The organism is Deltaproteobacteria bacterium, from assembly GCA_035063765.1.
Taxonomy (GTDB): domain Bacteria; phylum Myxococcota_A; class UBA9160; order UBA9160; family PR03; genus CAADGG01.
In genome coordinates this window covers 1-3,847 of sequence record JAPSFT010000055.1, presented here as the reverse complement: position 1 = coordinate 3,847, position 3,847 = coordinate 1, and the positions used below count along the sequence as shown (strand labels likewise).

Genomic DNA, 3,847 nt, shown 5'->3' with positions numbered 1-3,847 from the left:
CACCCCCGCTACCAACCCGTCCAAACGGGCCGCGCCGGCCTCGGCGTAGGCCCGTTTGGCATTCTTGCGGCCCGTCTCTCGGGCCTTTGCCGTCCCGGGCGGCACCGTCTCGGGCGGCACCGGTTCGGGCGGAAGCGGTTCGGGCGGAACCGGTTCGGACCGGCGCCACGGGGGCATTTCCCGGCGCCGTTTCGCCACCAGTCCTCCTCCACGGCCACCTATCCAAGTGGAGGAGCCTGCCCGTGCACCCGATGCCCCGCGTGTTGCCTGCTGCCGCTGCCCTGCTGACCGCCTTCACCCTGGCCTCCGAGGCCCGCGCCGTGCCGTTCGCGATGGGATGCATCACGAACAACGACGCCGGCGACTGCACGATCGCGGAGGACCAGATCACCCTCGACGTGACGGATGCCGGAGGCGGCAACGTCGCCATCGAGCTCTCGAACGCCGCCGGTGAGGACGCCGTGATCGCCGCGGTCTACTTCGACGGCGACGTGCTCGACGCGATCGTCTCGATCACGAACGACCCGCCGGGCGTGGAGTTCTCTACAGGCGGGGCCCCGCCCAACCTGCCCGGCGGCAACCCGGTCGGCTTCGACGCCGATCTGCTCGCCACCGCCGACGCTCCACCGCCCCAGAACGGCGTCGGGCCCGGCGAGGCGCTCACGATCACGCTCTCGATCGCGCCGGGCTCGGACTTCGACGACGTCCTCGCGGCCCTCGCCAGCACGGACCTGCGCGTCGGGATCCACGTGATCGCCTTCGAGTCGGGCGGCAGCGAGTCGCTCGTCAACGTGCCCGAGCCCGGGGCCCTGGCGCTGATCGCCCTGGCGGGCGCCGCGCTCGCCGGGAGATCGCTCCGCCGCTAGTAGCGGTCGTAGCGGTTCTGGCGCTGGCGCTCGTAGAGGTAGCCGCCGGTCGCTCCGGCGGCGCCCCCGATCGCGGCGCCGGTGGCGGGCTTGCCCGCGGCGGCGCCGATCAGGGCGCCGCCGGCCGCGCCGATCGCGCCGCCCGAGAGCGCGCGCTGCTCGGCCGGCGTCAGGTTGGCGCAGCCGGCGAGCCCGCCGGCTGCGAGGGTGAGCGCGAGCGCGAACGCGAGGATGCGGCGATCCATGGCCCGGAGCCTCCTGTGGGTCCGGCCCCTGTTTCGGCTCGGCCGGTGCGTCCGGCCCGTGATCGCGGTCACTGCCCCAGGCAGGGTTTCCGCCGGGGCGGGTCGATCCCGTACCGCGCGGATGGGCTCAGGCGCCCTGCCGGCGGGCGAGCCCCGTCGCGCCGAGCACGAGGAGCAGCAGGCTCGCCGGCTCGGGGACGGTGAGCGGCGCGAGGTTGGTCTCGTCGACGGGCACGAAGGGGGAGCCCTCGTAGGAGAAGCGGATCGTCGTCACGCCGCCGCAGCAGCCCTCGAAGCCGAGCCACACGAGCGTGTAGGCGGAGCCAGCCGTCAGGTTCACGGAGGTGGTGAACACGTCGGGATGGTTCCAGTTGTTCGACCACCAGATGTCGTCGCTGCGGACGAGCTCCTGCAGGACCGCGCCGTCGGCGTCGAGGACCGCGGCCACGCCGCCCCGGCCCCAGTCGGCGCCGACCTGGAAGGCGAAGGCGCCGGAGACGCTGGGCGTCAGGTCCGCAGACAGCAGGATGCTGTAGTTCGTGCCGACCCCCGCCTCGACCTGCGCCGAGACGTTCGCGAGGGCCGTCGTCGTGACGGAGGCGAGCGGCGCCCCGGCGAGGTGTGCCGCCATCAGGTCGGCGTAGGTGTCGCCCGGTGTCACCTGGTAGGTCGAGCTGCGGAAGGCGGCCTGGAGGGAGAGCGCCCGGGCTCCGGTCGCCGCGAGGACGACGCCGGTGAAGGCGAGGAGGAGAGTGGCGGCGGATCGGATGCGCATGGCCCGTCTTCTTCCTGCAGGCTCCGGCCGTCCCTCCACCCGAGGGCCTGCTCTTGGCGATCCCCCTGGGCTTCGGAACCGCGGAAACGGTGCTTGAGCGCACCCCCGCTGCCGAGCCGCCGGACCGGCAGCCGGACGGCAGGTGGAGCACGGTTTCGTGCCGGATCGCGGTGCATGCGCAACCGGGAGCTGTGATCGTGAGCCGGGAGCCGCGACCGTGAGCTGCTTCACAGCGTCCCGGGCGGCGCTCGGGGATCCTTCCCTCCGAAAGGGCCGCCGCGGCGCCCGGGCGGCCCGGGAGAGCGAAAGGCCATGTCACCCCGATCCCTGCACACCGTCCTGCTGGCCACCGCCACGATCGGCCTGGCGGCCCTGCTCGCGGTCGCGACCACCCAGCGCGAGCGCGCGGGCGGCGTGCACCCGGTGGGCTACAGCCTCGCGCTGGACGGCGGCTTCAGGTCCCGGTGAAGTCCGGCTTGCGCTTCTCGAGGAAGGCGCGCGGCCCCTCGACGGCATCCTTGGACATCATCACCCGCATGCCGTGCTGCTGCTCGATCTCGAAGGCCTTCTCCTCGGGCAGCGTCTCGGTCGCCCGGAGCACCGCAACCAGCGCCCGCACCGCGAGCGGGCCGTTGGCGGCGATGCGGAGCGCGATCTCCTTCGCCTTCGCGAGCGCCTCGCCGTCGGGCACCAGGTGGTTCACGAGCCCGAGCTCCCAGGCGCGCTGCGCCGGCAGGTCCTCGCCCGCGAGCAGCATCTCGGCCGCGATCGCGTAGGGGATCTGGCGGCGCAGCCGCACCGCCGAGCCCGCCATCGGAAAGAGCCCGCGCTGGACCTCCGTCACGCCGAAGCGCGCGCTGCGGCCGGCGACGCGGATGTCGGTGCCCTGCAGGATCTCGGTGCCGCCCGCGCGCGCGAAGCCCTCGGCCGCGAGGATCACCGGCTTGGCGGGCCGGTAGGTCTTCAGCCAGGCGCCGAAGATCACCTGCGGCTCCCGGCGCACCCGCGCGATCCACTCGTTGTCGCTGACGCCCGACTGGAGCTTGCCGATCTCCGCGAGGTCCATGCCCGCGCAGAAGGTGTCGCCCCGGCCGGTCAGGATCGCGACGCGCAGGGCGTCGTCGCGATCGAGCTCGAGCCAGGCGTCGTAGAGCCGGCACATCGCCTCCGAGTTCACCGCGTTCTTCTTCTCGGGGCGGTTGAGCGTGACGACGAGGATCGGTCCCTCGCGTTCGACGAGGACGGCGGGTGACGACACGGGGGATCCCTCCGGCGCGCAGCGGGTCGGGCGAGCGCGGCCCAAGAGGTAACGGAGCCGGCGACGGCCTCCAAGCGATGCGGAACGGGCGCGTTCCGGCGGGCGCGGGTACCCTGCGCTCCCGCGCCCGAGCCACGGTCCACACGGTCCCACACGGTCCCAGGATGAGCATCGCCGAACCGAGCGGAGCGCCGCGCGACGCTGCGCACGCTCCCTCCCGCCACGAGCGCGTGATCGCGCGCCTCGACGCCGCCGGCACCCACCCGAGCTGGGTGCTGTGGGCGTCGCTCGCGGGCATGTTCGCGACGACCTTTCCGGTCACGATCCTGACCGTCTCGCTGGTGCCGATCGCCCAGGAGTTCGGGGCGCGCGAGACCACGATGGCGTGGGTGATCTCGGCGCCGATGCTGTTCTCGGCGGTGACGATGCCGTTGCTCGGGAAGCTCGGCGACCTCCACGGACACCGCCGCGCGTTCCTGCTCGGGACGGCGGGCTCGACGGCCGCAGCCTTCCTCACCGCCCTGGCCTGGGACGCACCGTCCCTGATCGGCCTGCGCACGCTCGCGGCGGTGCTCGGCGGGGCCACCCAGCCCGCCGCGATGGCGCTGATCTTCAGCGTCACCGCCTCGAACCGGCGCGTGCAGGCGATGGGCTGGTGGTCGATGACGACCGCGGGGGCGCCCGCACTCGGGCTCGTCGCGGG

The 3,847-nt window shown here is 73.6% G+C and carries 7 protein-coding genes; 3 read left to right on the top strand and 4 right to left on the bottom strand.

The window, feature by feature from the left end:
- The coding region (locus tag OZ948_19850) for a hypothetical protein (protein ID MEB2346973.1) at positions 1 to 198 on the bottom strand (198 nt) is incomplete at its 3' end.
- A 53-nt stretch (positions 199 to 251) separates the two neighbouring features.
- Between OZ948_19850 and OZ948_19845 the strand changes: the two genes are divergently transcribed.
- Positions 252 to 866 (top strand): PEP-CTERM sorting domain-containing protein, encoded by a 615-nt coding sequence (locus OZ948_19845; protein MEB2346972.1) that lies wholly within the window; start codon positions 252 to 254, stop codon positions 864 to 866.
- On the opposite strand, the gene OZ948_19840 is transcribed toward OZ948_19845, so the two are convergent.
- The gene (locus tag OZ948_19840; GenBank protein ID MEB2346971.1) at positions 863 to 1,111 is read right to left on the bottom strand and encodes a glycine zipper domain-containing protein; all 249 of its coding nucleotides are present in this window, start codon (positions 1,109 to 1,111) and stop codon (positions 863 to 865) included. The genes OZ948_19845 and OZ948_19840 overlap by 4 nt on opposite strands.
- 127 nt (positions 1,112 to 1,238) lie before the next feature.
- Positions 1,239 to 1,886: a CCXG family PEP-CTERM protein gene (locus OZ948_19835; GenBank protein ID MEB2346970.1), complete on the bottom strand. Its 648-nt coding sequence runs from the start codon at positions 1,884 to 1,886 to the stop codon at positions 1,239 to 1,241.
- Positions 1,887 to 2,198: 312 nt separating this feature from the next.
- Here OZ948_19835 and OZ948_19830 point away from each other — a divergent pair, with 312 nt between their 5' ends.
- Entirely contained in the window at positions 2,199 to 2,354 is a 156-nt protein-coding gene (locus OZ948_19830; protein ID MEB2346969.1) for a hypothetical protein, read from the top strand.
- Here the strand turns inward: OZ948_19830 and OZ948_19825 are convergent.
- Positions 2,341 to 3,144, bottom strand: coding sequence for a crotonase/enoyl-CoA hydratase family protein (locus OZ948_19825; protein MEB2346968.1), 804 nt, complete (start codon positions 3,142 to 3,144; stop codon positions 2,341 to 2,343). The two genes, OZ948_19830 and OZ948_19825, sit on opposite strands and share 14 nt — an antisense overlap.
- 164 nt (positions 3,145 to 3,308) lie before the next feature.
- Here OZ948_19825 and OZ948_19820 point away from each other — a divergent pair.
- A partial coding sequence (locus OZ948_19820; GenBank protein MEB2346967.1) for an MFS transporter occupies positions 3,309 to 3,847 on the top strand: 539 nt, incomplete at its 3' end.